This is a genomic window from Loktanella fryxellensis (assembly GCF_900110065.1).
GTDB lineage: Bacteria > Pseudomonadota > Alphaproteobacteria > Rhodobacterales > Rhodobacteraceae > Loktanella > Loktanella fryxellensis.
Map to the genome: position 1 here is coordinate 1 of NZ_FOCI01000061.1, position 1,990 is coordinate 1,990.

The 1,990-nt window shown below is 55.1% G+C and carries 2 protein-coding genes and 1 pseudogene; 2 read left to right on the plus strand and 1 reads right to left on the minus strand.

All coding sequences use genetic code 11. The features are described from left to right. Positions 1-21 precede the first annotated feature (21 nt). The gene (locus BMX16_RS17135; protein WP_342707837.1) at positions 22-987 is read left to right on the plus strand and encodes a chromate transporter; all 966 of its coding nucleotides are present in this window, start codon (positions 22-24) and stop codon (positions 985-987) included. A gap of 72 nt (positions 988-1,059) precedes the next feature. Here BMX16_RS17135 and BMX16_RS17140 read toward each other — a convergent pair whose 3' ends face one another. Next, the gene (locus BMX16_RS17140) at positions 1,060-1,788 is read right to left on the minus strand and encodes an ISAs1 family transposase (protein ID WP_342707838.1); all 729 of its coding nucleotides are present in this window, start codon (positions 1,786-1,788) and stop codon (positions 1,060-1,062) included. Here BMX16_RS17140 and BMX16_RS18135 point away from each other — a divergent pair. Further along, positions 1,700-1,897, plus strand: a pseudogene (locus tag BMX16_RS18135) (winged helix-turn-helix transcriptional regulator); the annotation flags it as partial. The gene BMX16_RS17140 and the pseudogene BMX16_RS18135 overlap by 89 nt on opposite strands. Between the last annotated feature and the right edge of the window lie 93 nt (positions 1,898-1,990).

Consider the following 1,990-nt stretch of genomic DNA (forward strand, 5'->3'; position numbering starts at 1 on the left):
ACATGAATCCCTCTCGGATTTGTGCAACAGAGCCGAAACGTGCCTCTGGTGGAAGCGCTGTTCTATGGCATCAAGGCTGCGGTTTTGGTAATTGTGGTCGAGGCGCTTTTGCGGGTAGCAAAAAAAGCCCTTTCGCAGAAATTGCATTGGATAATAGCGGGTTTTGCCTTTATCGGGATATTCTTTTTCTCTATCCCCTATCCCCTGATCGTATTGATGGCTGGTCTTTTCGGGTGGTTCTTGGGAACCACACAAGAAGAGCAACGCGTTGTCGATATGGCGCATGTATCGGTCCGTAAAACTTTGGTCACAATCGTCAGTTGGCTGGCTATCTGGCTACTGCCGCTGTTCGCGATGACATTGCTAGGAGCGCCAGAGATCCTTGCAGACGTGGGAAGCTTCTTTTCCACCCTTGCCATCGTTACGTTCGGCGGTGCCTACGCGGTTCTTGCCTATATGGCTCAGGATGTCGTGGTGCAGTTCGGATGGTTGACCGCAGGGGAAATGGTCGACGCCTTGGGCTTGGCCGAAACAACACCCGGCCCGCTGATCCTCGTGACACAATTTGTGGGCTTCTTGGCGGGGTTCAAAGAAGGCGGTCTTCTCCTCGGGTTGGCCGCTGCTTTGGTGGCACTCTGGGTGACTTTCGCACCATGCTTTCTATGGATATTCGCGGGTGCGCCTTACATTGAATGGATCTCAAGCCAACCACGGCTGAAAGGTGCGCTTAAGGCGATTACAGCGGCGGTTGTCGGTGTGATCCTCAACCTGTCGATCTGGTTCGCCTTGCATGTTCTGTTTACCACTGTGAGTCGTCAACAGTTGGGACCAGTGACACTTTGGCGACCAGACGTTGCAACGATTGAATGGCTTGCTCTGGCGCTGTTTCTCCTGAGCTGTTTTCTGGCGTTCCGGCTGCACTGGGGCATCATCAGAATCTTGCTGGTCGCATCGACTTTGGGGGCAGCTTTGCGCCTGATGCTCTAATGCCGTGAATCGTCCCAGCGAGGTCAGGGCAATCGCGTTTGGCATCCTGCTTCTTACAACCCATTGAGAACGCTACATAAGAATGCCTCGTCCCAGCCAGCTCGCTTGAGTTTGATGCTGAGAGAGCCTTTGGATGTGTCGCGTCGGACGACATCCAGAGCGCGCCGTTGACAGCAGCACGGCGATGTTGCCCGGTCCGTTGTCCTTTCGGTTGCGTGCGGCGTCTTCGCGGAACGAGACGTCAAGCTGCCAATGCAAAGCGTTTTCGATGGCCCAGTGGTCGCGCACCGTGGCGAGCAAGACCTCGGGTGTCGGCATCCAGGATAAGGCAAAATACCGTGTCTGGGAGGTCACTTTGCCTCCGGTATCTCGGGTTGCATCAATCTTGGCGAACCCTTTGAGACCGGGAAATTCATGATATTCACCCAATGCTTTAGCCGATACGACTACGCCGGTCCGGGTCTCTTTGCGACCATGGGCCGTGTCCACGGAGCTGGCCACGGGGTGGCCATCCTTCAGATTGCTGAAACAGCCGCGGGCGTCTGACAGAAGGGACTCCTGATTGCCTTTCAGCGCCAGGCACCAATCACCGCCCCCTGCGTTGATAGTGTAGATTTCCACGCAGAAGTGAGCCGGGTAAGCAGATAATTTCCACTGAGATTTGAGCCATGTGACCTTTCCTCCAGCGCGATGCGCAATGGGGGACATTGGAGTGATACACATGGGACTTTTGAACATCATTCGACGTATGGCACTGCGCGAGAAACTATCGACCCGCGAGATCGCGCGTCGCACGGGCATGTCGCGCAACACCATCACCAAATATTTGAACGCGGGCACGATCGAGCCGCAGTTCACGACGCCGGAGCGGCAAAGTAAGCTCGATCCGTTCGCCGACAAGCTGACCGGGCGGAACGTGTCAACGACTTTGAGACAGTGGCGATTGAACTTTAAGCTTGGTTTTACTCCGTTTGCTTTGGTGGGTTGATCCAGACAGCCGTTG